This window comes from Campylobacter sp. VBCF_06 NA8, from assembly GCF_027737825.1.
GTDB lineage: Bacteria > Campylobacterota > Campylobacteria > Campylobacterales > Campylobacteraceae > Campylobacter_B.
In genome coordinates this window covers 51,825-76,242 of sequence record NZ_JAOVUB010000004.1, presented here as the reverse complement: position 1 = coordinate 76,242, position 24,418 = coordinate 51,825, and the positions used below count along the sequence as shown (strand labels likewise).

The 24,418-nt window shown below is 41.9% G+C and carries 26 protein-coding genes; 8 read left to right on the top strand and 18 right to left on the bottom strand.

Annotated features, from left to right (window positions below):
* Positions 1 to 34: 34 nt before the first annotated feature.
* Positions 35 to 1,348 (top strand): aminotransferase class V-fold PLP-dependent enzyme, encoded by a 1,314-nt coding sequence (locus OFO10_RS06500; RefSeq protein WP_270866562.1) that lies wholly within the window; start codon positions 35 to 37, stop codon positions 1,346 to 1,348.
* 150 nt (positions 1,349 to 1,498) lie between these two features.
* Entirely contained in the window at positions 1,499 to 2,143 is a 645-nt protein-coding gene (locus OFO10_RS06495; protein ID WP_270866561.1) for a tetratricopeptide repeat protein, read from the top strand.
* Between the two features lie 273 nt (positions 2,144 to 2,416).
* Here OFO10_RS06495 and OFO10_RS06490 read toward each other — a convergent pair whose 3' ends face one another.
* The 6 genes from OFO10_RS06490 to OFO10_RS06465 all read right to left on the bottom strand — a co-directional run bounded on the left by OFO10_RS06490 (position 2,417) and on the right by OFO10_RS06465 (position 6,621).
* Complete coding sequence (locus tag OFO10_RS06490) at positions 2,417 to 3,193, bottom strand: undecaprenyl-diphosphate phosphatase (protein ID WP_270866560.1); 777 nt, start codon at positions 3,191 to 3,193, stop codon at positions 2,417 to 2,419.
* Positions 3,180 to 3,794 carry a thiamine phosphate synthase gene (thiE, locus tag OFO10_RS06485; protein ID WP_270866559.1) on the bottom strand — a complete coding sequence of 205 codons (615 nt, stop codon included), beginning with the start codon at positions 3,792 to 3,794 and terminating at the stop codon, positions 3,180 to 3,182. The genes OFO10_RS06490 and thiE overlap by 14 nt, the downstream gene beginning before the upstream one ends.
* A complete protein-coding gene (locus OFO10_RS06480; protein WP_270866558.1) occupies positions 3,787 to 4,389 on the bottom strand; it encodes a hypothetical protein in 603 nt (200 codons plus the stop codon). Before OFO10_RS06480 ends, thiE begins: the two co-directional genes overlap by 8 nt.
* A gap of 63 nt (positions 4,390 to 4,452) precedes the next feature.
* On the bottom strand, positions 4,453 to 5,181 hold the full coding sequence (locus OFO10_RS06475; protein ID WP_270866557.1) for a basic amino acid ABC transporter substrate-binding protein: 729 nt from the start codon (positions 5,179 to 5,181) through the stop codon (positions 4,453 to 4,455).
* 11 nt (positions 5,182 to 5,192) lie between these two features.
* Positions 5,193 to 5,921 (bottom strand): amino acid ABC transporter ATP-binding protein, encoded by a 729-nt coding sequence (locus tag OFO10_RS06470; RefSeq protein ID WP_270866556.1) that lies wholly within the window; start codon positions 5,919 to 5,921, stop codon positions 5,193 to 5,195.
* Positions 5,914 to 6,621 carry an amino acid ABC transporter permease gene (locus tag OFO10_RS06465; RefSeq protein ID WP_270859767.1) on the bottom strand — a complete coding sequence of 236 codons (708 nt, stop codon included), beginning with the start codon at positions 6,619 to 6,621 and terminating at the stop codon, positions 5,914 to 5,916. Before OFO10_RS06465 ends, OFO10_RS06470 begins: the two co-directional genes overlap by 8 nt.
* Before the next feature lie 99 nt (positions 6,622 to 6,720).
* On the opposite strand from OFO10_RS06465, the gene putP reads away from it, so the two are divergent.
* Positions 6,721 to 8,226: a sodium/proline symporter PutP gene (gene putP / locus OFO10_RS06460; RefSeq protein ID WP_270866555.1), complete on the top strand. Its 1,506-nt coding sequence runs from the start codon at positions 6,721 to 6,723 to the stop codon at positions 8,224 to 8,226.
* Entirely contained in the window at positions 8,226 to 8,768 is a 543-nt protein-coding gene (locus tag OFO10_RS06455; protein ID WP_270866554.1) for an HD domain-containing protein, read from the top strand. Before putP ends, OFO10_RS06455 begins: the two co-directional genes overlap by 1 nt.
* 490 nt (positions 8,769 to 9,258) lie before the next feature.
* Here OFO10_RS06455 and OFO10_RS06450 read toward each other — a convergent pair whose 3' ends face one another.
* The 10 genes from OFO10_RS06450 to aroQ all read right to left on the bottom strand — a co-directional run bounded on the left by OFO10_RS06450 (position 9,259) and on the right by aroQ (position 20,217).
* Positions 9,259 to 10,287: a GDSL-type esterase/lipase family protein gene (locus OFO10_RS06450; protein WP_270866553.1), complete on the bottom strand. Its 1,029-nt coding sequence runs from the start codon at positions 10,285 to 10,287 to the stop codon at positions 9,259 to 9,261.
* The gene (locus OFO10_RS06445) at positions 10,280 to 11,362 is read right to left on the bottom strand and encodes an SGNH/GDSL hydrolase family protein (RefSeq protein ID WP_270866552.1); all 1,083 of its coding nucleotides are present in this window, start codon (positions 11,360 to 11,362) and stop codon (positions 10,280 to 10,282) included. Before OFO10_RS06445 ends, OFO10_RS06450 begins: the two co-directional genes overlap by 8 nt.
* Positions 11,363 to 12,874, bottom strand: a complete 1,512-nt coding sequence (locus OFO10_RS06440) for an MBOAT family O-acyltransferase (RefSeq protein ID WP_270866551.1) — start codon at positions 12,872 to 12,874, stop codon at positions 11,363 to 11,365.
* Between the two features lie 58 nt (positions 12,875 to 12,932).
* On the bottom strand, positions 12,933 to 15,209 hold the full coding sequence (gene metE / locus OFO10_RS06435) for a 5-methyltetrahydropteroyltriglutamate--homocysteine S-methyltransferase (protein ID WP_270866550.1): 2,277 nt from the start codon (positions 15,207 to 15,209) through the stop codon (positions 12,933 to 12,935).
* 566 nt (positions 15,210 to 15,775) lie between these two features.
* On the bottom strand, positions 15,776 to 16,807 hold the full coding sequence (gene mnmA, locus OFO10_RS06430) for a tRNA 2-thiouridine(34) synthase MnmA (protein ID WP_270866549.1): 1,032 nt from the start codon (positions 16,805 to 16,807) through the stop codon (positions 15,776 to 15,778).
* A complete protein-coding gene (locus OFO10_RS06425) occupies positions 16,804 to 17,406 on the bottom strand; it encodes a TIGR00730 family Rossman fold protein (protein ID WP_270866548.1) in 603 nt (200 codons plus the stop codon). Before OFO10_RS06425 ends, mnmA begins: the two co-directional genes overlap by 4 nt.
* Positions 17,407 to 17,420: 14 nt before the next feature.
* Positions 17,421 to 18,194, bottom strand: a complete 774-nt coding sequence (locus tag OFO10_RS06420; RefSeq protein WP_270859777.1) for a nucleotide-binding protein — start codon at positions 18,192 to 18,194, stop codon at positions 17,421 to 17,423.
* A complete protein-coding gene (folK, locus tag OFO10_RS06415; RefSeq protein ID WP_270866547.1) occupies positions 18,191 to 18,709 on the bottom strand; it encodes a 2-amino-4-hydroxy-6-hydroxymethyldihydropteridine diphosphokinase in 519 nt (172 codons plus the stop codon). The genes OFO10_RS06420 and folK overlap by 4 nt, the downstream gene beginning before the upstream one ends.
* The gene (locus OFO10_RS06410; RefSeq protein WP_270866546.1) at positions 18,709 to 19,740 is read right to left on the bottom strand and encodes a M24 family metallopeptidase; all 1,032 of its coding nucleotides are present in this window, start codon (positions 19,738 to 19,740) and stop codon (positions 18,709 to 18,711) included. The genes folK and OFO10_RS06410 overlap by 1 nt, the downstream gene beginning before the upstream one ends.
* Before the next feature lie 9 nt (positions 19,741 to 19,749).
* Positions 19,750 to 20,217: a type II 3-dehydroquinate dehydratase gene (gene aroQ / locus OFO10_RS06405; protein WP_270859780.1), complete on the bottom strand. Its 468-nt coding sequence runs from the start codon at positions 20,215 to 20,217 to the stop codon at positions 19,750 to 19,752.
* 121 nt (positions 20,218 to 20,338) lie between these two features.
* Between aroQ and mqnF the strand changes: the two genes are divergently transcribed.
* From mqnF to luxS, 4 genes are read left to right on the top strand one after another with little or no spacing between them, the layout of a single operon-like run.
* Entirely contained in the window at positions 20,339 to 21,553 is a 1,215-nt protein-coding gene (gene mqnF / locus OFO10_RS06400; RefSeq protein ID WP_270866545.1) for an aminofutalosine deaminase family hydrolase, read from the top strand.
* The gene (gene sppA, locus OFO10_RS06395; protein ID WP_270866544.1) at positions 21,541 to 22,413 is read left to right on the top strand and encodes a signal peptide peptidase SppA; all 873 of its coding nucleotides are present in this window, start codon (positions 21,541 to 21,543) and stop codon (positions 22,411 to 22,413) included. The genes mqnF and sppA overlap by 13 nt, the downstream gene beginning before the upstream one ends.
* A gap of 13 nt (positions 22,414 to 22,426) precedes the next feature.
* Positions 22,427 to 22,582 (top strand): hypothetical protein, encoded by a 156-nt coding sequence (locus OFO10_RS06390; protein WP_270859783.1) that lies wholly within the window; start codon positions 22,427 to 22,429, stop codon positions 22,580 to 22,582.
* Positions 22,583 to 22,592: 10 nt separating this feature from the next.
* Entirely contained in the window at positions 22,593 to 23,096 is a 504-nt protein-coding gene (gene luxS, locus OFO10_RS06385) for an S-ribosylhomocysteine lyase (RefSeq protein WP_270866543.1), read from the top strand.
* 198 nt (positions 23,097 to 23,294) lie between these two features.
* Here luxS and OFO10_RS06380 read toward each other — a convergent pair whose 3' ends face one another.
* Positions 23,295 to 23,792, bottom strand: a complete 498-nt coding sequence (locus OFO10_RS06380; protein WP_270866542.1) for a flavodoxin — start codon at positions 23,790 to 23,792, stop codon at positions 23,295 to 23,297.
* 245 nt (positions 23,793 to 24,037) lie between these two features.
* Positions 24,038 to 24,361: a DUF2325 domain-containing protein gene (locus OFO10_RS06375; RefSeq protein WP_270865353.1), complete on the bottom strand. Its 324-nt coding sequence runs from the start codon at positions 24,359 to 24,361 to the stop codon at positions 24,038 to 24,040.
* Positions 24,362 to 24,418: the final 57 nt, after the last annotated feature.

Genomic DNA, 24,418 nt, shown 5'->3' with positions numbered 1-24,418 from the left:
TTTAGGTATAATTTACAAAATTTTGGAGTAAAAAATGCAAATCGAAAAAATAAAAAATGATTTAATACTAAAAGAGGGGCTCAAATACTTCGATTTCGCCGCGTCCGGGCTAGCGTGCAATAGCGTCGAGCGCGAAATCGAGCGGGTTTTGCGCACTTATGCCAACACGCACTCGCTCGGTGGCGAAAACGCCCACACCACGAGCGAATACTACGAAAACGCACGCGCCAAAATCAAAGAAATGCTAGGGTGCGCTGGCAGATACTACCTCATCTCGTGCGGATTTGGCGCGACAGCCGCGATTAAGAAGCTATGGGAAATTTTAGGCATTTACCTGCCACCAAACACCAAAAAACGGCTAAATTTGACAAATTTCGCCACAAATGAACGCGCAAAATTTCCACTAATCGTGATTTCGCCATACGAGCACCACTCAGTTGAAATCAGCCTGCGTCAGGCTCTGTGCGAACTCGTGCGCGTGCCACTGGGTGCAGACGGACTTATGGATTTTGGCAAATTAAATGAAATTTTAGGCGCAAATAAAGGGCGCGAAATTTATGGTGTATTTAGCGCGTGTTCGAACGCCACTGGGATTTTAGTCGATTATAAGCAGGTGTTTTTGGCGCTGAAAATGCACGGCGCGAAACTTTTCATCGACGCTAGCGCGCTTGTGGCGCATGATAATGTGGATTTGGGCTTTTGCGACGGGCTGTTTTTTGGCGCACACAAACTAATCGGCGGAGTGGGTGCGTGCGGGATTTTGGCGCTGAAAAAAGAGTTTTTAGAAGGCGCGGAGCCCACATTTGCGGGCGGTGGCGCGGTAAAATACGCTGATTTTAGCACGCAAAGCTTCGTCATCGACAAAGAGCGGCTAGAAGAGCCCGGCACGCCGGGGATTACGGCGCTCATTAGGGCGTATTTGGCGCTAGATTTGCGTCGTAAGGTGGGCTTTGCGACGATAAAAGAGCGAGAAAGCGCGCTAAATGCGAAATTTATCGATGAAATTTCAAAAATCAAAGAGATTAAAATTTACGGAAATTTAAGCGCGCCAAGGGTGCCGATTTTCGCCTTTAATATGCAAAATTTAGCCTCTGACGCCCTAGCCTCCGTGCTTAGCTCGAAATTCGAAATCCAAACACGCTCTGGGTGCGACTGCGCAGCACCCTATGGATTTGATCTGACAGCCCTTGCGCCAGATCCCGTAAATCAGACCAAACCAAGCTGGGTGCGGGCAAGTTTCTCATGGGTCAATGACGAGGACGATATCGCCTATCTCGCCCACGCGCTCAAAGAAATCGTCAAAATCCGCACAAAGATAAATTTCGTAAGTGGAAAATATCGTTGCTAATCGCCCCCGCAAGGCGGAAATACTGCGCCAAATTTGAAATAATGATAAATAAAGGATAAAAACGATGAAATTTGATAAAAATATAAAATTCGGTGGGCAAGGATACCCACCCTACGGTGCTAAATCAAAAATTGAAATAGGATAAGCTATATGAGATTAAATAACAAATTGGCTCATGAGCTAAATTCATTAAAAGAAGTAGCAGATTTATTATTTATTAAAAATAATGCAGAAGTCGTATCTATTTATTTAAAAATAGCAAATATTTATACTGATAAGCACATGTATAGTTCTGCATTGAAATTTTACAAAAAAGGACTTAAAGCTTCTAAAATATTTTTAGGATTAAATAGTATAGAGGTATCAAATTTCTATAATGATATAGGATATATTTATTTATTGCAAGAAAAATTTAGTGTTGCAAGAAAAAAATTTGAAAAATCTCTTAAAATTAGACTTGATATTCTAGGAAAATTCAATGAAAATGTTGCAATGTCTTATTATAATTTAAGTATTGCTTGTATTGGGGAACAAGATTATATCGAAGTTTTTAATTTTAATAATAAAGCATTGGAAATAAAATTAAAAATTTATAAAAATAATGATATGAGTATTGCTAAATGCTACGCAAATAATGGTATAATTTGCGAAGTTGCTTCCGAATTTAAGTTAGCAATTGAAAATTATACTAAGGCATACGAGATAAGCAAAAATTTGCTTGGAGAAAATAGTTCAGTAGCAAAATTGTATTTTGAAAAAATAAAAAATTGTAGTATCAAGATTAAAAGTGATTAAATTATTTGAGAAATGATTAAAGAAATGAAATTAAATAAATTCCTAAACCTAACCTTTTCGGCAATATTGTTTTTATCCCAAACAACACTTCAAGCTTCATTGTTACCAAATTCCCAAATTCTACAATCAAATTTGAATTCGGTCAGTATCGGAAAAATTAGCACCGTAGGGTGGGCATCCTTGCCCACCACAATCATAATAAAGAATAAAAAATGATAAAATTCTCGGCGCAGTATTTTAAAATTTGCGAAGCGAAATTTGGCAAAATTTAAATCACAAAATCACAACCAAAAACAAAATTCCTACGATAATGCGATAAATTCCAAACGGGATAAAATCAAATTTGCTAACAAAGCTCAAAAATAGCTTGATTGCGATAAGCGCGACCACGAAGGCAACCACGCCACCAAGCAAAAAAATCCAAATATTTTGCGAATTTTGAGCAAAGGTGTCGAGGTTTTTGTAAGTATCATACAAAGTCGCCGCAAACATCGTAGGAATCGCTAGTAAAAAGCTAAACCTGGCGGCTAAATTTCGGCTAAGCCCACAAAGAAGCCCAGCGATGATGGTCGCCCCTGAACGCGAAGTGCCCGGCACCATAGCAAAACACTGCGAAAGTCCGATTATAAAGGCTTGTTTGTATGAAATTTCGCTGAAATGTTCGCTCTGGCTTTTAGGCGGATTTTTCTTGCGAAGTAGCTCGACCACGATAAAAATCACGCCCCAAATGACAAGCATATACGCTGTCGTGGCGGGCGAAAATAGCGATTTTATCGTCTTATACATCAAAAAGCCGATGATTGCTGTGGGGAAAAATCCCACCATTAGCTTAACCCAAAGCGAAAAATCCTGCTTCAAACGCTCGAAAAACATAAAAACTACCGCTAAAATCGAGCCTAGCTGAATTACGACTTCAAAGCATTTAAGCGCGTCTGTCTGCTCCAAGCCCAAAAAATGCGACGCCAAAATCATGTGTCCGGTCGAGCTTACGGGCAAAAACTCGGTCAGCCCCTCGACAACGCCTAAAATTATCGCACTAATTATATCCATTGATTATGCCTTGTAAATTTTTTATGTTTTGCGAAATGCTATTTGGTCTGTAAATCGCACTCACAAGCGCGATATAATCGGGATTTAACGCCAAAATTTGAGCTAAATTTTCCCCGCTAATCCCGCCAATTATCGCAACTGGGATTTCAAGCTCACGCTTTGCCATTTGCACGATTTCATGCGGACAAAGCGGAGCCTCTTTTTTGGTGGAACTTGCAAACATCGCCCCAAACGCAGCGTAACTTGCGCCACAACTTTGGGCGATTTTAGCCCTTTTTATGTCGCTATAACATGTAACGCCGATGATTGAGCCTGAGCCCAAAAATTCGCGCACATTTTTTATTTCGCCGTCGTCTTTGCCGATATGCACGCCGTGAGCGCGGAGTTTTTTCGCCAAAGCGACATTGTCATTGATGATTAACTTCGCGCCGTAATCCTCGCAAAGCGAGATTAGCGAGGCGATGAGAGTTTCGTCTTGGCGCGGGAGTTTGGAGCGATACTGCACGAGTTTGACGCCACTATCTAAAATTTCACGCACCTGCGAAAAAACGCTAGAATTTGGCGTCAAAACATCATCGGTAAGGGCGTAAATTTCACTCATTGATTGACATTTCTATCGTTGGTTTTTCTTCTGCATTAATGATAGTTAAATTTTGACTAGCATTATTTTCTTCTTCATTTTTTACTTTTTTTGGCTCATCTTTAATCCCAAGAGCACATTTGGTGAGTTTTTCATATTTTTTTCCAAACAAACCGCGCTTGTTTTCCATAGCATACACACTAGCCTCTATTAGCGCCTCGCTATCATCATTTTTTAAGCTCGCAACACCTTGTCTTACAAGTTCTAAACTGAGATTTTTTTTATCTGTACTAAAATCGCAATATAATTTTTTAGCTGTTTGCTTGCGTATGGTTACGAAATATCTTGCGCCCGGTTTAATAATATTTTCTATCATTTTTTTTTGATTTTTAATAAAATTTTTAATCTCTTGATTATTCGCTTTACATCTATTTAAGTCTTTTTCGTTTATTAAATAAATTTGATTTGGCGTGCAAACAAATCTGCGATCACCTTTTTTAAACAAAAAAAGATTTTCATCTTGAACATAAGCTAAAAATTTCGCATACATCACATCATTTCTCGCACATGCACTCGTAACCAAAAGCGATAAAAATATAAAAATCAATTTTTTCATAAAAGCCCTTTAAATAGAAAAAAGCGCAAAATTTAAAAGGCTAAATTTTGCGCCAAATTTGGATTATTTTAGGTTGTATTTTTCTAAAAGTTTGTCGTATGAGCCGTCGCTCTTCATCTCGTCGATTGCTTTGTTGAATTTCTCCACAAGCTCAGGATATTTGCCCTTATCGAAAGCAAAGGCAAATCCGTCGCTTCCGTCAGACTCTCTCATAAACTCCACGATATCGTCGTTTTTCTTCAAATACTCCACGCCCACAGATGAATCCACGCAAAGCGCATCGACCTTTTTGTTTTTTACTAGTAACACGCCAGCAAAGACAGTTTCTGCTGGATTGACATCTGCGCTAGGAATTTCGCGGATTGCGTTTTCTTGGATTGTGCCAAGTTGCGCTGTTAGGCGTTTGCCTTTAAGATCGTCTTTGGTTTTTAGGCTATCGTCGTCTTTGTGTTTGATATATAAATTTTCGACTTCATAGTATGAGTTTGTAAAATCCACAGCGTTTCTTCTCTCTGCTGTCGCACTCATACCAGATCCTGCAAGGTCGATTTTACCGCTTTTTAGCGCTGGGATTAAGCCGTCAAAGCTCATATTTAAAATTTCGATTTTCAAATCGGCTCTTTTTGAAATTTCATTTACCAAATCAATATCAAATCCAGTGATAGTCGAGTTTTCATCTACGAACTCAAATGGCGGATATTCGGCGTTTGTGCCCATTACATAGACATCTTTTGCACAAGCAATTGAGCCAACTAAGCTAGCTGCCAACATAAATTTAAGAAAATTTTTCATTTCTGCTCCTTTTAATGGTTTAAAATTTTGTTTAAAAAGTCTTTTAAGCGCGGATTTTGCGGATTTTCAAAAACATTTTTAGGCGTATCATCGACTAAAATATTTCCGCCATCCATAAAAAATATTCTATTTGCCACATTGCGCGCAAAGCCCATTTCATGGGTTACGACAAGCATTGTAATACCCTCTTTGGCAACCTCTTTCATAAGAGCTAAAACCTCACCTATCATCTCAGGATCTAGCGCGCTCGTAGGCTCGTCGAAAAGTATCACATCTGGGTTCATCGCTAGACTTCTAGCGATTGCAATGCGCTGTTTTTGGCCGCCTGAAAGTTTGTGCGGGAAAGCCTCCGCCTTGCTCTCTAAACCCACCTTTCGCAAAAGCTCCATTGCCTTTTCTTTGGCTTTTTCTGGGGTATAAATTTCAGCTTTTACTGGGGCTAGGGTTAAATTTTGCAAAACATTTTTATTCGCAAAAAGGTTAAAATGCTGAAAAACCATGCTAACTTTTTGGCGAATTTTATTGATATCGGTTTTTTTATCGGTAATGTCTGCGCCACCGATTTTGATACTGCCCTCGCTTGGGGTTTCGAGCAAATTTAAACATCTCAAAAATGTCGATTTTCCACTACCGCTTGGTCCGATGATTGCGACAATATCGCCTTTGTTTATGGTTTTTGAAATATTTTTCAAAACACAAAGCTCGCCATAATTTTTGCTTAAATTTGAAATTTCAATCATGTCTATTTAGCCTTGATTCTAAAATTTTAACCAAAAGCGAGAAAAATTTCACACTCGCATAATAAATCACGCCCGCGAAAAGTATCGGCTGAACCGTATATAGCGAGGCTTGCAGGCTTTTTGAATAAAATGTCAAATCCGTAATCGCCACAAGTCCCACGACCGAAGTTTCTTTAAAAAGGCTGATAAATTCGTTCGCCAAAGCCGGCAAGATATTTTTTATCGCTTGCGGGAAAACAATGACTTTCATCGCTGTCGAATACGACAGACCCATAGCGCGCGCAGCCTCCATTTGACCGCGATCGACGCTGTTTATTCCGCTACGGACGATCTCACAAACATAGGCTGAGCTGTTAAGACCTAGCGCTACGATTGCCGCGAAAATATTGTTTTGCCAAGTCGCAAAAACGACAAAAACAAAAATCATAAGCTGTATGATTATCGGCGTGCCACGGATGATATCGACATACTCGTCGATAATAAAATTTAAAATTTTATTATCCAAAAATTTTAAAAACGCCAAAATAAATCCCAAAACTATACCAAGCGCGATACCGCCACTTGTGAGTATCAGCGTAACGCCATAAGCATTTACAAGCGCCATTTTGCGCGCGTCTGTTAAGTTATCTGGATAGCAAAAATAAATTCCTGCGCAGATGATAATCAACGAAAAAACAATCTTTAAAATTCTCTCGTTCAATCCCCAGCCTTTAAATTAAAATTTAGCCTAGAAGCATACTAAAATTTTGATAAATTTCAAGTAAATTTTGATAAAATCGCACCTTTTAAGGAGTGGAAAATGAGTTATTGGATCTATGCCTCGATCGCTATGTATTTCCTAGCCCTCGTCATCATCGGCAGACACTACTACGACAAAAACGCAAGCCTAAGCGAATACCTCATCGACAATCGCAGATTAAATCCCTTTGTAACCGCACTTAGCGCGGGTGCTAGCGATATGAGTGGTTGGATGCTTCTAGGGCTTCCTGGGGCGTTTTTTGCTACTGGAATTAGCACGGTTTGGATTGCAATCGGGCTTTGTATCGGTGCGTGGTGCGCGTATAAATTTCTCGCAAAAAGGCTTAGAATTTACACCGAAGTCGCAAGCGATAGCATTACAATACCTGATTTTTTGGAAAATCGTTTTAAAGACAAAACAAAATCTCTTCGCATAATCTCTGGACTTTTGATTATCGTATTTTTCACGCTATATGTTTCTAGTGGAATCATCGCAGGCGGAAAGAGCTTTGAGACATTTTTCGGACTAAATTTCGCTTACGGCGCGATTGCGACGATTTGTATCGTTGTGTTTTATACATTTTTTGGTGGATTTAAGGCTGTGGCGATAACAGACGCTTTTCAAGGCGCGTTAATGTTTATCGTGCTGATTATGATTCCAGCCTTTTCGTTTAATGCGCTACAAATCCCAGATAGTTCGAGCTTTTGGGGCGAGGTATCAAAAATCAGTCCGTCGCATTTGGATCTGTTTGAGGGGCAAACTTTTCTTGGAATTTTGGGGCTTTTGTCATGGGGGTTTGGCTATTTTGGACAGCCTCATATCATCGTGCGATTTATGGCGATTAGAAATTCAGCTGAAATGAGCCAAGCTCGTAGAATTGGAATTTCATGGATGGTTTTTGGACTGCTTGGGGCGATGGCTAGCGGACTAATCGGCCTAGTGTATTTTCACCAAAACTCCCTATCTATCAGCGATCCAGAGAAAATTTTCCTAGAACTTGGCAAAATTTTCTTCCACCCATTTATCCTTGGCGTGATTATTTCAGCCGTGCTAGCTGCGATTATGAGCACGATTTCTAGCCAGCTTTTGGTTAGTGCTGGCTCGGTTACGAAAGACTTCATTTTCGCATTTTATAAAAAAGAGGTCTCATCAGCCACGCAAACCCTAGTCTCCCGCCTCGCTGTCGTTTTCATCGCGGTGCTAGCTACGATTGCGGCGTTTTTGTGGGACGATAGCGTCTTAAATGTCGTCGGACACGCTTGGGCGGGCTTTGGCGCGAGTTTTGGCGCGGTACTGCTTTTTAGCCTGTATTCTAAGCACATGAGCGCTTTAAGCGCGCTGTGTGGCATGCTAGTGGGCGGAATCACCGTCATAATCTGGATAATTGCCGATTTATCGGGCTATATTTATTCGCTTTTGCCTGGATTTACATTTTCGATGATTGCCATAATGCTAGTCAATAAATACAACTCCGTGCTAGATAAAATGGCGGACGAGCCAAATTTAAGCGAAATTTCAATCGAATTCGAAAAAATGAAAGCACGAAACGAAAGCGAGAAAAAATAATGTTAAATTTGAAAATGGCAAAAGATTTAATCTCAGGCGCAATTTCACAGCCAAATTTAATCGCGCATTGTGAAAATGTAATGGCCGCAATGGGGGCTATGGCGGAGCATTTCGGCGAGGATAAAGAATACTGGCAAGCAATCGGCTATCTGCACGATTTCGACTACGAAAAATTCCCAGACGAGCACCTAGCGCACACAGCTGGGCCACTTTTGGACGCTGGCGTAGATGAAGCTAGCGTGCGGGCGATACTCAGCCACGGATACGGCATTTGCACTGATGTCGAGCCGATTTCAAATTTAGAAAAGAGCTTATTTTGCGTCGATGAGCTAACAGGCATAATCGATGCCTGCGCCAAAATGCGCCCAAACGGCTTTGCGGATTTAGGCGCTAGCAGTGTAATGAAAAAATTTAAAGATAAAAAATTCGCCGCCAAATGCGATAGAAGCGTGATTTTAAAGGGTTGCGAAATGCTTGGCATGGATATCAAAGAGGTCGTAGAAATCTGCATAAAAGGCATGAGAGAACTGCACCAGGCTTGATACAGCAGTGAAATTTTAAATTTTAAATTTCTGCAAAACACTGCCCCGAAATTTTAAATTCATAGATTAGCAAGAATTTTGCCTAATTTGTCATTGCGAGCTTTCGTAGAAAGCGAAGCAATCTACGAGGATAAAAATTTAAAGCGTGTAAATTTGCTGTCATTGCAAGGCGTGATAACGCCGAAGCAATCCAGGGAAATTTAGAGCAAAATTCTATTTAAATTTAGCATTGAACGATTTTTTGAATTTAACCTGCGCCGTGCTTTTCTCGTAAGGGGGGAAGGGGGCTTGAATTGCGAGGTCGCGCCCCTTCCCCCTTACAATCCCCTAACCCCCGACGACGCTTTTAAGGTGGCTAAATTTAGAAAAACTTCGTTTTTCTAAATTTAGCTGATTTTATTCTTACTGAAATGCTTCGCATTTCTTTGCAATTGCAAAGTAAAATTTCGGGGCAGTGTTTAAAAAGTTGCGCTAGCGGGTTATGCTAAATTTAAAATTCTATCAAATTTCGCTTCAAAAGCCTGGCTAAATTTCGCCCAAGCCTCTCGTAGCCCCCAGCTTCTAGGTGGATTTCATCGGGTCGGATTAGCCCCATTTTGCGCCAGCCCTCCCAGCCTCCATCCTCGCTCATCGCCATATCAAAATCATAAAACATAAGCCCCATATCGCTGGCTAGGCGCCTTATCACAGCTGCTGCGCGAGTGGCGTTTGGCACTTTGGGGCTACGAGGCGGGGCGATGAGCAGGATTTTTGCCCTGCGTGAGCCTTTGCGAAGCGAGCGCACCAGCCCCCGCAGGCTTGCGTAAAATTTCGCCTCATCAAAGTTGCTATCAAGGGCATCGTTTGTGCCATAAGCGATGATAAAAAGCTCGTAATCAAGTCGCGCCAAATCCCTGATAAAGGCGTCTTTGCCCCATTTTTGATACACGCTCGAATACGCGCCATTGCTAGCGCAACTATCGGCGAAACTGCCATTTTTGCGGTAAATTTTATACCCGCCAAGCTCCGCGCCCTCGCGCAAAGAGCGGATTTGCACCGGAAAAGCGAGCGTAAAGCGCGTATATTCCCAAGAATTTCGCAAAAGATGATTTATGCGAAATTTCCGCCCATTAGCGTCGATAATCTCGAAAATTTCGCCATTTCCGCCCACTCTATGAAGCACTTCGACCTCAAATTCGCCACTTAGCTTTTTAAGCTCGATTTGCAAACCAGCCCCATTTCTCGCCCTTGCGATGACCCCGCATAGCGGGAAATCCGGGTCTGTATCCCTGCGCGATGAGATGATCTCAAAGCCCTCGTTTTTAAATCTCACTGCCTCACTAGCGTGAAATTTAGGCATTAGCGGGGCGATAAAGCCCACACTATCGTCGCTTCCGCCGAAAAATTCATCTCTAAATGCCTGTATTAGCGCGTCGCTTCCTAGGTGTGAATCGCCCAAAAACTTCACCCCAAAGCCCTGCGCTAGCGCGCCACTAATGCAGAGTAAAACCGCAAAAAGCGCACGCACAAGGCTATTCAACACTAATCCTTGCTAAAATTTTTTGGGTTATGATTTCGCAGCCTTTTTTACTAATGTGGATTCCGTCGTCTTGGCGGACGCGAATTTGGTTTTTGCCGTTTTTGAGATAGACCTTGTATGCGCCGTTTTCGCACACAAATGGGCTTGTAGGCATGTAAATTTCGCCGAATTCTTTATTCACACTTTTATAAACTTTGTTAATCGCCTCGGTTTTTTGCTCAAATTTCGCTTCGTTCATGCACGGAAGCCCCAACCACAGTACCTTTGCGCCGTATTTTTCGGCAGTATCGTAAATCTCCCTGACCCTGCTAGCATAAAATTCGCTCCAAACCTCGCTCCCTACGCTTCGCACAGCTCCGTTAATCTTGCGCGGGTGAGTATCGTTCGCACCCAAAAACACCACCACTAGCCCGATATTTTCGTTATTTGCCAAATTTTCGGATAAAACCTGTTGCCAGTTGTGTCCCTTTTTATCGACTAGGCCGGTTGATTGTTTGCTAAGATCTAGCACTTTTAGCCCTGATTTTGGGAAAAATTTCTTAGCGCTCATACCCACATACTGCATTAGGCTATCGCCGATAAATAGCACGGTTTGACCGGCTTTAAGCGCGATTTTTCCATTAGATTTTTTCACAACTTTTGGCGCGAGAGCAGGAGCTGTTTCGTTCGCCTCGCTAGGCTTTGGCACGCTTAAATTCGCGCTTTTGTTATTATCAATTTTAGGCAGAGTTGTGTCAGTTAGCTTAACTGCTTCGATTTTTTTAAGCTCACGCTCGATGATTGCGTCTTTATCGCTTGGAGCGATAATGGGCGCAGTGTTACTAGCAAGCGTGTAAGTGGCTGTTTGCGGGGAGAAGCTTGCGAATTTCGCCTTTAAATTTGGTGTGAAATTTTGGATTTTTTGGCTAATGTTTGATTGCAATTCGCCCCCAAATCTCAAAGGCGAATTCGCCAAATACTCTTCCAAACCAAAATTTGAGCCAAAGCGCGAATTCGCGTAATAAATCAAGGAATTTTGCGCAAAAAAAGCCAAAATCAAAAACGCCACAACCAACGAAAACAAAAATTTAATCATCTAAAAACTCGCATAAATAAAATTTGGAATTCCACTTGGCATCAAAAGATAAATCGCGCAAAAAACCGCGCCCAAAACTACCCCTTTTAACCAAAATGGCAATCTCTTTAAAAAGCCCTCAATTAGGCGATTTATAACCAAAAATTTAGGATAAATCAAAACAAAAATCAAAACAGCCAAAACTAGCAAAATTTCAAATTTGCTCTGATAAAGTGGAGATGAAATAAGAGCCGAAAAAATCGCGCCAATCTCGCTAAAATCAGTGTTTGCGAAAAACACCCACGCAAAACTGACATAGATAAATGTAATTAACCTAGAAAAGTGTAAATTTAGTGGCTTTACTTTGCAAGCGCGTAGGCATTTTAACCACACGCACGCTAAGCCATGTAATGCCCCCCAAATGGCGAAATTTAGCCCCACACCATGCCAAATTCCAGAGAGCAAAAACGCTAGCATTATATTCAAATTCATACGCCAAAACTTCCACGCACCGCGCACTTCGACAAATTCGATTATCTCTTTTTTGGCTTTTTTCTTTTTCTTTGCGCCGATTTTGAGCTTTACTGGCAGTTTTTTGCCCCAGCCACAATTCCCGCCAAGCGGGATATAAATGTAATCGCGGATAAAGGTAGAAAGGCTAATATGCCACCTATCCCAAAACTGATCGATATTTCGCGCAGTATATGGCATGTGAAAGTTGCGCGGCAAAGCAAATCCAAGTGCCAGCGCTAGGGCGCGCGCAATGTCGATAAATCCGCTAAAATTAGTATAAATCACAAAAGAATAGAGCAAAATCGCCAGCACAATTTTTAGCGCGCTAACCTCACTCAAATCGTAAATATTGCTAAAAATCTCACCCACAAACGGCGTAAGATGAGCGCAAATGACAAGAACTTTAAAAGCGCCGATGATAAAAAGCGCGAGAATTTTATCGCCGTTTTTAAAGCTCTTTTTTTGGTTAAATTGTGGCAAAACCGGATAAATTTTAGTGTATCCTTTGGAATTTTTATGCGCGGCTGCCCTGCCTATGGGACCCATTACCACGCTTGGGAAAAACGCCAGATAGCAAAGCAAACTCAAAAAATCCGCCCCCTCGCACTGCTTTTTGCCCACAGCCACGAGATAGGTTATCGACATAAAAGTATAGTATGAAATGCCCAGTGGCAGGGCGATTGACTCGATTGGGGAAAGACCAAAAAAATTTGTAACAATGGCGAAAAATTCTCTAATATGGCTAAAATATTTGAAAAAACACAAAAAACAAATAGAGCCAAAAACTGCCGATAAAATGGCGGAATTGCTGGAATTTCGCTCTAAAAATTTACCCGCACTATACACAAAACACGAGTAAGCAAACAAAATCGCGCCAAATTTTGGGCTTACAGAGCAGACGAAGCCGTAACTTGCAGCCAAAATTAGGATTTTTTGGATAAAGACGCTGTCTTTTTGCGACCAATACAGGGCAAAAAACAGCGTAAAAAGCAAAATAAACTCGGGCGAAAAAAATGTCATTTTGATTGATTATGAAGCGCGCAGGGCTTTGCACCGCACTGCTCGCGCCGCATTACTCCTATCCTCTTACGATTTTTACAGCTTCTACCATATTTTTTAGGCTTGGTTTTACCTCTTCCCATTTGCGAGTTTTAAGTCCGCAATCAGGATTTATCCAAAGCTGATTTTTTGGCAAAACTTCCAAAAGTGCGTTGATTTGCGCTACCATTTCCTCTACGCTCGGCACGCGAGGGCTGTGTATATCATACACGCCAGGTCCTACTTCTTGTTTGTAGCCAACTGATTTAAAAATTTTAAGTAGCTCGTTGCCAGAACGCGCCGTTTCTATACTGATGACATCTGCGTCCATTGCTTCGATGGTTTTAATAATATCGTTAAATTCGGAATAGCACATATGAGTGTGAATTTGCGTCTCAGCAGTCGCACTTGAAACTGCGAGTTTAAACGCGCCCACCGAGAAATTTTCGTATTGGCTGATATTTTCCTTACGAAGCGGATAGCCCTCTTTAAAGGCTGCTTCATCGACTTGGATTATCTTAATCCCTGCAACTTGCAAGTCAGAAATTTCATCACTAATTGCCAAAGCTAGTTGCTTGACAACCTCGCTTCTAGGCTTATCATCACGCACAAACGACCAGTTCATAATCGTAACTGGTCCAGTTAGCATACCCTTCATAATCTTGCTTGTTTTGCCTTGCGCGTATTTTATCCACTCCACGGTCATCGCCTTTGGACGGCTAACATCGCCAAATAAAAGTGGCGGTTTTACGCAACGACTGCCGTAGCTTTGCACCCAGCCGTTTGCGCTAAATGCGTAGCCTTTGAGCTGTTCGCCAAAATACTCAACCATGTCGTTTCGCTCAGGTTCGCCATGGACTAAAATATCAAGCCCAATCTCTTCTTGAAAAGCCACACACTCATCGATATAGGCTTTTATATCTTTTTCGTAGGCTTCCTTGCTAATTAAACCCTTTTTATAAGCGTTGCGAACTTGGCGAAGTTCGGTTGTTTGCGGGAAAGAGCCTATCGTCGTGGTCGGTAAATCGCCGTAAGCAAGGGCTTCGCGCTGAATTTTAATGCGGTCTTCAAATTTATCACTTCGCTCAAATTTTGTTAAATTTTTCACGCGATTTTGCACTGCCGTATCGTGGATTAAAGGCGAATTTAGGCGTGTTTTGGCAGATTTTTGATTTTCTTCATATTTTTTGATACCGCTATCGCAGATTGGAATTTTAAAGAAAAGGTGGGTTAAAATGCAGACTTCTTCGAGTTTTTCACACGCAAAACTTAGCCACGATTTAATCTCAGGGTTTAGTTTTTCTTCATATTTTAGCGTAAATGGCACATGCAAAAGCGAACACGAAGTTCCCACATAAAGGCGATCTTTGCTGACATACTGAGAGATGAATTCCAAAAATTCTAGCTTTTTATCAATGTCGCTTTTCCAAATATTTCGTCCATCAATAACTCCTGCAAATAGCGTAGTTTTCGCATCTTTTAAGATTTCTAGCTGAGACTTGATATTTTGCGCGCTTGCATAGACAAAGTCTAATCCCACAGCCCAAATGTCCGTTTTAACGACTTCTCTTAACGCTTCTGTGGCGTGTTCGAAATATGTCATAAATACGATTTTAATGTTTGAAGCGACCGAATTTAGCTTGTTATAAACAGGTGCGATTTTTCCCGTTAGCTCCACGCCTTTATCTGTTACGAAAATCGGCTCGTCGATTTGGACGACGACTTCGCTATCAAGGGCTGAAATCTTGCCTAGAAGCTCGGCGTATTGTTCTACTAGCTCATCAAGTTTAGCTAGTGGTTCGCTTCCGTCCGTGCTTTTTGAAAGCGCTAGATAGGTTATCGGTCCGATTAAATTTATCTTCAACGCGCAACTATCCTTAAAATCGTTATTTTTAGCTGCTTTGTATTCGTTTAGAATTTTGTCTGCATTTAGGCTAAATTTTGTGTTTTTGCTGATTTCAGGCACGATGTAATGGTAGTTTGTGTTAAACCATTTTGTCATTTCCATTGCCACGGCGTCTTTGTTTCCACGCGCCATCGCAAAATACTGCTCCACGCCACTCAAAGATGCAAATCTCTCAGGCACTGCGCCAAAAAGCACGCTATTATCGAGCATTAAATCATAAAACGAGAAATCATTTACGCTAATTAAGCCAGTCCATGCGTCAAGTTGGTATTTTATGTGACGATCTTTTAGTTCGTCTGCTACCTTTTCTAGTGCGCCAAGTTCGCACTTTCCTGCCCAAAAGCTTTCTAATGCTTTTTTTAATTCTCTTTGCTCGCCAATGCGCGGAAAACCTGTGATATAACTTTTCATTTTTATCCTTTTTGTTTTAAAATTTTATAAATTGTGCTAAGAAAAAGTCTGAATTTTGCGCCGCTAGCGCGGCATGAATATGCGTGAATAAATGATTAGCCCTAGAAAAACACCGATAATATCAAGTCGCCATGGGACAGTGCATTTATTGCTTCCTTTAAATTTCAAATTAATCTGAGCATTTTAGCCTTATTTTGCTTTGATATAGATAAAATTTTGAAATTTTAATTTCCACAAACACTGCCCCGAAATTTGCTCACCATTGTCATTGCGAGAAAACGAAGTTTTCGAAGCAATCCAGAAAAATTTAAATTCAAAATTCAATCTAAATTTAGCATTGAATTATTTTTTTAAATTTTAAGCGAAATTTTGAAATTCTCTGTAAGGGGGAGGGCGCGCTTTTTAGGAGACGCTACCCTCCCCCTTACCAACCCCCACCCCTGTAAAACCTTAGAAGTGGCTAAATTTTAAAAAGCGTTGCTTTTTAAAATTTAGCTGATTTTATTTTTGCTGAAATGCTTCGCATTTCTCGCAATGACAATGGCTAGCGTTGCAAATTTAAAATTTTACTCAATAAACCCGCTGGCTAGCACACGGTCCTCTTCGTCGTAAAAAACCGCCAGCTGTCCCCCAGCTACGCCATTTGCTGGCTGAGAGAGCGTGCCATTAACCCCGCCACGCTCATTTAGCGCGATTTTTACAGGGATTTTCGTGCTTCGATATCTAAGTTTCACGCCCAAATTTGGCGCATTTAAAATTTCATCTACCCTCACAAAAGCGTTTAAATTTCGCGTCGAAAACTCGTAAGTATCGAGCTCGTCGCGCCCGCCGACGATGATTTCGTTATTTTGCGCGTCGATTTTGAGCACGAAATGTGGCTCATGCGCGCCGTCTATGCGAAACCCGCGCCTTTTGCCGATTGTGTAATGCATATAGCCCTCGTGAGTGCCGATGATTTCGCCATTTGCGTTTTTTACCACGCCCGGGGTTTTGGTGTTTGTATGGCGCTGTAAAATTTCGATATATGTTTTATCCACGAAGCAAATCTCGCTACTCTCGCTTTGTGCGGCAATTTCGATGAGTTCTGGATACGCGCTAGCCTTGGCTTTGACCTCGCTTTTAAGCATTTCGCCAAGCGGGAAAATCATAGATTTTAAGGCATTTGGATTAACATTTGCCAAAAAATAGCTTTGATCTTTACTCTCATCGCGTGCCTTTTTCAAAAGTCCGTTTTCCACGCGCACATAATGCCCAGTAGCTAGGCGTTCGCAGCCGTTTTTATGGGCAAATTCCAAAAGCTTGCCAAGCTTGATTGTGCGGTTACACAGCGCGCAGGGATTGGGCGTAAGACCGTTTTGGTATGTGCGCACAAATGGCTCATAAACCTCGCGCCTAAACTCATCTTGCAAATCCAAAATATGCGTTTTTATCCCCAAAAACTCCCCTACTTTGCGCACTTTTTCGATATTTTTCTCGTGATAGCCTGGCTTTTCATGTAGCTTCATATAGCAGCCCTCGATCTCGTGCCCAGCGTCCTTTAAAAGCTTCGCGCTCATCGAGCTATCCACGCCCCCACTTAGGGCGACCATGATTTTCAAATTTTCTCCTTTTTGATATGCTCTATTATCTCTTCTACGCTAGAACAGAGCCTAAATCCCGCCAAATCGCCCTCATCAATCGTCCCCAAAGCCAACATTGAGGTTTTGAAAAACTCCACCAAAGGGGCGTAAAATTTGGCGTCGTATAGGTAAATTTGGGCTGTTTTAAAGCCTGTTTGTTTGAGGGTTAATACCTCAAACAGCTCGTCCATCGTCCCAAACCCGCCCGGGAAAATGACGAAAATTTCGCTATTTGCGATGAGCGCGCCTTTTCTTGGAGCAAAGGTTTTAAAATGCACATCGTGAGTCAAAAACGCATTGCTTTTTTGCTCGAAAGGAAGCTTTATGTTAAAGCCCACGCTTGGGGCTTTTGCACGAGCAAATGCGCCTTTGTTTGCCCCGCGCATTATGCCTCCACCGCCACCTGTGATTACAGCATATCCCATATCAGCGAGCGCCGCGCAGAGTTTTTCTGCGTCTTTGACATATTGATTGCTCGCATTTAGCCTCGCTGAGCCAAAAATCGTAACGCCTGGTTCCATGAAATTTAGGCTATTTTTCGCCGTTCTGATATCTTGTAAAATTTCTCGTATTTGCATTGTGTGATTAAAATTTAGATTAAATTACTAAGCTTTCCTAGAAAGCCACCGAAAGCACCGCGCTTTGGCAAAGCTTCAAGCCCAAGTGCCACCAGCGTCCTGCTTACGCTATCACGAAGCGCGATACTAGCCTTGCAAAACGGGCGCGAAATGCTGAAAAGCTCCCTGTTTTGGGCGTTTATAAAGACATATTTATCATAAGGCATGAAGCCAACTAGCCCAAATTTCACCTCGCCCAAATTCTTTTGCGCCACAGATTTTAGATTTTCGAATATCCCCACAGCCTCGTCCTCGCAAGAGGCGAAATTCATCAAAAACAAAATCTCTTTTTGTGGCAAATTTAGCGATTTCAAAAACGCGTAAGTGTTGCTGATAGCGCAGGGTTCGTTCGCGCACACCACAATCGGCTCAGTGTCAAATTCTACTAGTTTTTTCGCATAATCTAGCGAAGCGTCGATTAAGATGAAATCAAACATATCCGCGCCAAGCGTTGCGCCCAAAAAGCTCTCTATCGCACCATCTTCGCTTAAAAACACGCCGTCATTTGGCGCAATCAGCGTCAAATTTGGCAAAATTTTAAGCCCCTTAGCCTGAGAGTTTGCGAAAACAAAAATTTGGTTTTTGTCGATTTTAGCGTTTAAGATTATCTCTTGGTTATTGAAATTTGGCACTTCTAGCACAGCCACAGCGTATCCTGCGTTAGCTAAAATTTGAGCGAAATTCGCCACAATTTGGCTCTTGCCAACTCCCCCTTTTGCGCTTAGAAATGTTAGAATTTTATTTTTCATACCAAACCTTTTTCAATCATACTTCCAAGTGGATAAATCACGCTTATGCGCTCTGCTGCGCCCCTGTGCGGCACGATTAAGCGCTCGTTTCGCCTAACTTTCGCGCTAGAATACAAAATGTCAATATCTAGCGTGCGCGGGGCGTTTTTGAAGCTTCGTTTGCGCCCAAATTTAAGCTCGATTTTTTGCATAGTTTTTAGCATTAAATTCGGTGCGAGCGAGCTTTGCACGCATAGCGTAGCGTTTAAAAAATTGCTCTGCTCTAAAAACCCAAACGGCTTGTTTTCTAAAATTTGCGACGAGGCGCAAACGAAAAAATTCGGATTTTTTTGTAGCAGGTGATACACACGCTCGAATCGCGCCCTGCTGTCGCCGATGTTTCCGCCAAGCCCTAAAATATAGCAAAATTTAAAATTCTCTTTTTTTTGGAATTTGCGCGGGAAATTCCGGCTTTTTATCACTCGCACGGCCTCATTTAGCCTTAAAAATCCGTTTTTTTGCGCTAGAATTTGCATTATTCGCTCATGACCTCGCAACCATTTTTTGTCACGATTACGGTATCTTCGATCCTCACGCCAAACTCGCCTTGCAAATAAATCCCAGGCTCTATGCTAAAAATCATGCCTTCCTCTAAAATGGCCTTCGAGCGCGGGCTAATAATCGGCAATTCGTGGATATCCACGCCCACGCCGTGCCCCGTAGAGTGCAAAAACTGCGCCCCAAAGCCCTCGCTTGCGATATAATCTCGCGCGATTTTATCTATTTCGCGCGCAGCGACACCGGGTTTTACGGCGTTTATGGCGCGTTTTTGAGCTTCTTTGACAATGCTATAAATTTTATCTTTTTTCATATCGCCAAAATTTTGATTTTTGCTAAAATTTATTCCCTCTTGTGCGCTAAATTTCGCCGTTCTTGTGCGATCCGAGCAGTAGTTTTTATACCTCACCCCAGCGTCCAATAAAAGCAAATCGCCGTCTTTTAACCTCTCATCGCTAGGCAGAGCGTGAGCCTTGGCAGCGTTTTGGTTAATCGCCACAATCGGCTCGAAGCTAAGGGCTAAATTTCCGCTATCTTTGAAAATCAAAGTCGCGTTATAAAATAGCTCTTTTTCGCTCATACCAAGCCCATTTTCGCTCACAAATTTGGCAAATTCATCAAATTTGCTAGCACCGATTTTAGCGGCAGTGCGCAGTATTTCGAGCTCATTTTCGCTCTTTATCGTGCGACGAATTTGGCTAAAATTTGGCTTTGGGATAAAGCGCGTTTTTAAATTTTTACTTAGTGCGTTAAATGCGCCAAAACTAAAATCATTAGGATCAAAAATCACAGCTCGAACCTTATAAGAGCGCAAAATTTTACGCGCAGAAAGGGTTAAATCCGAGCTTTGCACGATTTGCGCATTTTTGGCTAACTCGCTAGCTTCGAGGCTGTATCTAGCGTCTGTGATAAAAAACCGCGCGCCATTAAGAGCTAGAAATATGCAGTTATCGCACGCATATCCGCACTCCCAAAATACGGCGTTAGTATCCCTTAAAATGTAGTTCATCTGCTTTGATTACGCCTCTTTTTTCGCCTCTTTTGCAGCCTTGATTTGCTCGAAAATTTGAAGCATACCAATCATTGCTAAATGGTAGCCCACAGGGCCAAAGCCGATGATTTGACCAGCTGTAACAGGGGCTATCATTGATTTTTCGCGGAATTCCTCTCTGCGATTGATGTTTGAGATATGCACCTCGATCGTAGGCAACGCCACAGCCATAAGCGCGTCTCTCATAGCGATTGATGAGTGAGTGTAAGCGGCTGGGTTGATGATGATTCCGTCGCATGTGCCGTAGCACTCTTGGATTTTATCGACTAGCTCGCCCTCGAAATTGCTTTGGAAAAACTCGATTTCTACGCCACTTTGCTCTGCTACGACTTGCATTTGTCTGTGGATATCTTCCATTTTCATACGGCCGTAAATCCCTGGCTCGCGTAGTCCTAGAAGGTTGATATTTGGTCCTTGGATTACCATAATTTTCATTTTTTGTCCTTTTTAAAAAAATTTAATCGCTCATTATAGCCAAATATTGCTTATTTTTGACTATCTTAAATTTTTACTAATTTATTGTAAAATATTTCATCACAAATCACAAGGATTAATTATGAAAATTTTAAAGGCGAAGTGGATTTTAACCTGCGATGAAAAATTTAAAATTCACCGCGACAAAGCCGTAGTTTTTGACGAAAAAATAGAAGAAATTTTAAAACCAAATGAAGCTAGGGAAAAATACCCCGAGGCTGAATTTATCGATTGCGGAAGCGATATCGCTATGCCAGCGTTTATCAACACACACACGCATTTAGAATTTAGCGCGAACCGCACGCACCTAATCTACGGCGATTTCGTAAAATGGGTCGCCTCTATCGTAAATGCCAGAGAAGAGCTCTCCAAACAAGCCTTAGAAACGATAATCGAAAAAGAAATTTTAACTATGATGAAATCAGGCGTGGCTACAATCGGCGAAATTTCTAGCTTTGGCACAGAGGCTCAAATTTGCGCCAAATCGCCTGCGCGCTTCGTGTTTTTCAACGAAATTTTAGGCGCAGATAAAAACACAATCGACGCAAATATAGATAAATTTAGCGAGCGCTTCACAAGGTCTGCTGAGCTTGTAAGCGATCTGTTTATCCCGGCAGTCTCCGTGCATGCGCCATACTCCACACACCCAGAAATCACGAAATTTGCCACTGATTTTGCCCGCGATAACGAGCTTTTGATGAGTTCGCATTTCATGGAGAGTAACCACGAGCGCGACTGGCTCAAACACGGCAAAGGCGCGTTTAAAGAGTGGCTTGGGGCGTTTTTGCCAAATCCAAAACCATTTTATTCGCCAAAAAGCTATATCGAGTATTTCAAGGGCGTGCGCACGCTCTTTACGCACTGCGTCTTTGCAGATCTCAAACTTTTTGATAAAAAACTCCACTCTATCACGCACTGCGCGGTCTCAAACCGCCTTTTAGGCAGAGATAGATTAAAGCTAACTAGCGTTATTAAAAACGGCTATTTATTTTCTATCGGCACAGACGGGCTAAGCTCGAATATCAGCCTAAATTTCCTCGACGAGCTTAGGGCAAATCTCTTTGTGCATGACGGATTGGAGCTTAGCAAACTTGCGCGCGAACTTTTGCTAGGTGCGACAAACCGCGCGGCAAAATCGCTGGATTTGAATTTAGGCGAGCTAAGCAGTGGCAAAATCGCAGATATCGCCGTATTTGGGGGATTTGAGTGCGATGAGAGCCAGCTAGCGTTACAGCTGATTTTACAGAGTAAAAACGCAAAATCACTATATATCAAAGGCAAAAAATGCAATTTCTAAAAAACCTTTTTACGCCCATTTTAGCGGTGCTTGGCTTTATAAATAAATATTTTAAATCAATGATATTTTTGCTCATTGTGTTTTTGATTTTTAGCGGGGATAAGAGCACGCAAAGTCCAAATGCAAATTTAGCCACGATAAATTTGACTGGCGCGATTATGGACGATAGCCAAATTTTAGAAAAAATCAAAGAAATCGAAAACAACGGCGCAATCAAGGGCGTTTTGCTCATCATTGATAGCCCAGGCGGAGCTCTAAGCCCAAGCGTAGAAATCTCACAAGCGATAAAAGCCCTAAACGCCAAAAAGCCAGTCGTAGCATACGCTAAGGGCACAATGGCGAGCGGAAGCTACCTTAGTGGCGTGTGGGCTAGTAAAATTTACGCAAACCCAGGCTCGTTTATCGGCTCAATCGGCGTGATTATGCAAGGGCTTGATGTTTCGAATTTAACCGAAAAAATCGGCATTAGCGAGCAGGTCGTTAAGGCTGGGGAATTTAAAGAAGCTGGAACCATGATGAGGCCATGGAGCGAGGCTGAGAGGGAAAGTCTGCAAAGCCTAGTAAATCAAAGCTACGAGCTGTTTGCGCGAGAAGTGGCAAGTGCGAGAAAGCTTAAATTTGACGAGCGCGAGGTGTGGGCGAACGCTAGGGTATTTTTAAGCGCGCAGGCCAAAAAACTAGGCCTAATCGACGAGGTCGGCTCACTGCAAAGCGCCAAAACAGCGTGCGAAAAACTAAGTGGCGTATCAAATCCAATCTGGCTAGAACCAAGCCCGTATGAAAAAATGCTAAATAAACTCGCCACGCAGGGCTCTGCGATGATTTATAATCTTGCTGGCGCGCGTTTAATGGCATTTTAAGGGCTTTTCGCGCATGCTGATAATTCGCAAGATAATTTTCGCGGTTTTGATTTTTATGGCTATCGTCACGACCGCGGTGTTTTCGATGTTTGTTTATAATGTCTTTTTCTCTGACGAGAAAAGCCCTAGCGAAATTTTATTTGAAAAAAAAGAAATCAAACGACTTTAAAGGAGAAAAAATGCCACTGCTTGATAGTTTTTTAGTAGATCATACCAAAATGAAAGCCCCTGGCGTGCGACTCGCCAAAAAAATGACCACAAAGGGTGGCGATAGGATTTGCGTTTTTGATTTGCGATTTTGCAGGCCAAATTTAGAGATTATGAGCGAGCGCGCCACGCACACGCTCGAACACCTTTTTGCGGACTTTATGAGAGCGCATTTAAACAGCGCCGATGTCGAAATCATCGACATTTCGCCAATGGGGTGCAGGACTGGATTTTATATGAGTTTAATCGGCGAACCGCGCGAAGAGGAGATAATTCACGCATGGAAAAGCTCTATGCGCGATGTGCTAGCGGTAAAATGCCAAAGCGACATACCAGAGCTGAATAAATTTCAATGTGGCACCTACGAAATGCACTCTTTGCAAGGCGCCAAGCAAATCGCACAAAATGTGCTAAACAAGGGCATTTGCGTCATCAAAAACGACGAAATCAAACTTGATTTATCTTTGGTGAAATAAATCTGCCAAATCTCTCATCAAAAGCACGCTTTGCTCACGCAATAACCCAGCTAAATTTAAGGCTTTGCTTAAAATTTAGCTGATTTTATTTATAAAACACTTCGACTTTGTTTGCAACCAGAATTACAAGTGCTAAAATTTGTAAATTTTAAAATTTATATTTGAAAAATCAAAAAGAGACCATAAGGTATCTTAAAATCATTGAAGTTCTTGGGTGATTTGGGTCAACCAAGCCTTTATGCGACCTTCTGTGAGGGCGCTTTGGTTGTCGTTATCGAGGGCAAGGCCTACGAATTTGCCGTCTTTTATGGCTTTGCTTGCGCTAAATTCATACCCCTCGGTCGGCACCGCGCCTATGATTTTTGCGCCAGCGGTTTTAAATCTGGCATACAATTCTGCCATTGCGTTGCAGTATGCGCCAGCATAGCTCGAACTATCGCCCATGCCAAAAATCGCTACCGTTTTGCCGGCTATGTTAATTGCGAGCGAATCAAAATCAAAGCTCGCCCAATCGTCTTGGAGTTCGCCATCGTTCCAAGTAGAGCTTCCTACGATGAGTGCGGTGTAGTTTGCGAGGTCCGCTGGCGTGATATCTGCTACATTTTTGATTTCATTTACTATGCCTAAATTTTCGCTTATGAGTTTTGCGGCTGCTTCTGTGTTTCCCATCGAGCTACCGTAGATAATGCCTATCATTTAAAATCCTTTATAAGCTAAATTTCGAGGGTCTATATTACTAATTTTGCTATGAATTTATACTTAAATTTGATGATTAATTCGCATACAAATCGCGCAAAATGCGAAATTTGGATTTTGCTGAAAGTGCGATTAAATCGCGGTTTGGTTAAATTTAGCAAATTTTAAAAGGGCTAAATTTGGGGTTTGCAAAAAAGCTAAATTTCACCCAAAATTTCAGCAAGAAATTTGGGCGAAATTTTAGATTAATCGTTTTTGTCTTTGTCGCAACAAAATGTATTTTTTAGCCCGAAAATTTTACAATATTCGCAAAATACACAGCTCACGCTTCGTTTTGCGCACACGAGCGGGATATTGCGTTTTTTGACTTCGCTTTTTATTTTTTTCATCGTGTTGTGGTTTAAAAAACTAGTTAGCATTACCACGCAGTCGGTATTTTGCGGGATTGGTTTGCGATTGACGCGGTTTTCGTTGCGTGCGTCCCAATGCTCGATATGCGTCGCGCCAAGATTGTGCAAAACAGCCTTTATCGGAGTGATTTCATCCGCGCCTATTACTAAAACACTCATTTTATCCCCTTTTGTTTTGATATTGGTTATTATAACACAAAAAATTTAAAACTTTCT

What these genes read in the sequence shown, in the direction of transcription:
- OFO10_RS06500 (WP_270866562.1), top strand. Translation starts at nt 35, where the DNA reads ATGCAAATCGAAAAAATAAAAAATGATTTAATACTAAAAGAGGGGCTC.
- OFO10_RS06495 (WP_270866561.1), top strand. Translation starts at nt 1,499, where the DNA reads ATGAGATTAAATAACAAATTGGCTCATGAGCTAAATTCATTAAAAGAA.
- OFO10_RS06490 (WP_270866560.1), bottom strand. Translation starts at nt 3,193, where the DNA reads ATGGATATAATTAGTGCGATAATTTTAGGCGTTGTCGAGGGGCTGACC.
- thiE (WP_270866559.1), bottom strand. Translation starts at nt 3,794, where the DNA reads ATGAGTGAAATTTACGCCCTTACCGATGATGTTTTGACGCCAAATTCT.
- OFO10_RS06480 (WP_270866558.1), bottom strand. Translation starts at nt 4,389, where the DNA reads ATGAAAAAATTGATTTTTATATTTTTATCGCTTTTGGTTACGAGTGCA.
- OFO10_RS06475 (WP_270866557.1), bottom strand. Translation starts at nt 5,181, where the DNA reads ATGAAAAATTTTCTTAAATTTATGTTGGCAGCTAGCTTAGTTGGCTCA.
- OFO10_RS06470 (WP_270866556.1), bottom strand. Translation starts at nt 5,921, where the DNA reads ATGATTGAAATTTCAAATTTAAGCAAAAATTATGGCGAGCTTTGTGTT.
- putP (WP_270866555.1), top strand. Translation starts at nt 6,721, where the DNA reads ATGAGTTATTGGATCTATGCCTCGATCGCTATGTATTTCCTAGCCCTC.
- OFO10_RS06455 (WP_270866554.1), top strand. Translation starts at nt 8,226, where the DNA reads ATGTTAAATTTGAAAATGGCAAAAGATTTAATCTCAGGCGCAATTTCA.
- OFO10_RS06445 (WP_270866552.1), bottom strand. Translation starts at nt 11,362, where the DNA reads ATGATTAAATTTTTGTTTTCGTTGGTTGTGGCGTTTTTGATTTTGGCT.
- OFO10_RS06440 (WP_270866551.1), bottom strand. Translation starts at nt 12,874, where the DNA reads ATGACATTTTTTTCGCCCGAGTTTATTTTGCTTTTTACGCTGTTTTTT.
- metE (WP_270866550.1), bottom strand. Translation starts at nt 15,209, where the DNA reads ATGAAAAGTTATATCACAGGTTTTCCGCGCATTGGCGAGCAAAGAGAA.
- OFO10_RS06425 (WP_270866548.1), bottom strand. Translation starts at nt 17,406, where the DNA reads ATGCAAATACGAGAAATTTTACAAGATATCAGAACGGCGAAAAATAGC.
- OFO10_RS06420 (WP_270859777.1), bottom strand. Translation starts at nt 18,194, where the DNA reads ATGAAAAATAAAATTCTAACATTTCTAAGCGCAAAAGGGGGAGTTGGC.
- folK (WP_270866547.1), bottom strand. Translation starts at nt 18,709, where the DNA reads ATGCAAATTCTAGCGCAAAAAAACGGATTTTTAAGGCTAAATGAGGCC.
- OFO10_RS06410 (WP_270866546.1), bottom strand. Translation starts at nt 19,740, where the DNA reads ATGAACTACATTTTAAGGGATACTAACGCCGTATTTTGGGAGTGCGGA.
- aroQ (WP_270859780.1), bottom strand. Translation starts at nt 20,217, where the DNA reads ATGAAAATTATGGTAATCCAAGGACCAAATATCAACCTTCTAGGACTA.
- mqnF (WP_270866545.1), top strand. Translation starts at nt 20,339, where the DNA reads ATGAAAATTTTAAAGGCGAAGTGGATTTTAACCTGCGATGAAAAATTT.
- sppA (WP_270866544.1), top strand. Translation starts at nt 21,541, where the DNA reads ATGCAATTTCTAAAAAACCTTTTTACGCCCATTTTAGCGGTGCTTGGC.
- OFO10_RS06390 (WP_270859783.1), top strand. Translation starts at nt 22,427, where the DNA reads ATGCTGATAATTCGCAAGATAATTTTCGCGGTTTTGATTTTTATGGCT.
- luxS (WP_270866543.1), top strand. Translation starts at nt 22,593, where the DNA reads ATGCCACTGCTTGATAGTTTTTTAGTAGATCATACCAAAATGAAAGCC.
- OFO10_RS06380 (WP_270866542.1), bottom strand. Translation starts at nt 23,792, where the DNA reads ATGATAGGCATTATCTACGGTAGCTCGATGGGAAACACAGAAGCAGCC.
- OFO10_RS06375 (WP_270865353.1), bottom strand. Translation starts at nt 24,361, where the DNA reads ATGAGTGTTTTAGTAATAGGCGCGGATGAAATCACTCCGATAAAGGCT.